Origin of the sequence: Pseudomonas sp. PGPPP1 (assembly GCF_002255865.1) — a bacterium.
Taxonomy (GTDB): Bacteria; Pseudomonadota; Gammaproteobacteria; order Pseudomonadales; family Pseudomonadaceae; genus Aquipseudomonas; species Aquipseudomonas cremoris.
Genome location: NZ_NKIG01000101.1, coordinates 1 through 726 on the forward strand (window position 1 = coordinate 1; position 726 = coordinate 726).

The 726-nt window shown below is 56.5% G+C and carries 2 protein-coding genes; both read left to right on the forward strand.

Annotation, left to right across the window (positions count from 1 at the left end; translation table 11 throughout):
* The first annotated feature begins 110 nt into the window (after window positions 1-110).
* Window positions 111-602 carry a Fe-S cluster assembly transcriptional regulator IscR gene (gene iscR / locus CFE47_RS31350; RefSeq protein ID WP_003194020.1) on the forward strand — a complete coding sequence of 164 codons (492 nt, stop codon included), beginning with the start codon at window positions 111-113 and terminating at the stop codon, window positions 600-602.
* A 50-nt stretch (window positions 603-652) separates the two neighbouring features.
* Window positions 653-726 (forward strand): hypothetical protein (locus tag CFE47_RS31355; protein WP_244225676.1); only part of this gene is annotated, 74 nt, incomplete at its 3' end.

The window sequence follows — 726 nt, forward strand, 5'->3', positions numbered from 1 at the left end:
GCGCGCCCTTTTTACGGGTAATCCTGACTAAAGTACTAGGTCTTATAGTTGACTTAAATACTCGGGAATCGCATACTTGCCCACATTCTGAAACACCTTGGTAATTGTCCATGAGACTGACTACAAAAGGCCGATACGCGGTGACCGCCATGCTTGACCTGGCCTTGCACGCGCAAACTGGGCCGGTGTCCCTGGCCGATATCTCCGAGCGCCAAGGCATTTCCCTGTCCTACCTCGAGCAACTGTTCGCCAAATTGCGCCGTAGCAACCTGGTGTCCAGTGTGCGTGGGCCAGGCGGTGGCTATCAGTTGTCCCGCGACATGCAGGGTATCCAGGTGGCCCAGGTGATCGATGCGGTCAACGAATCCGTCGACGCCACCAAATGCCAGGGCCTGGGTGATTGCCATGCCGGTGACACCTGCCTGACGCACCACTTATGGTGCGACCTGAGCTTGCAGATCCATGAGTTTTTGAGTGGTATCAGCTTGGCCGATCTTGTGACTCGCCGTGAGGTGCAAGAAGTAGCCCAGCGTCAGGACCAGCGCCGTTGCAACACCAAGGCGCCGCGTCTGGACAAGATTGAAGCGTCCGCCGTCGAGTGACAGCCGAAGAGCTAACGGCACGCCAGCCAGCCTGATTTAGGAGAAAGTCCATGAAATTGCCGATTTACCTTGATTACTCAGCGACCACCCCGGTTGATCCGCGTGTCGCGCAAAAGATGAGCGA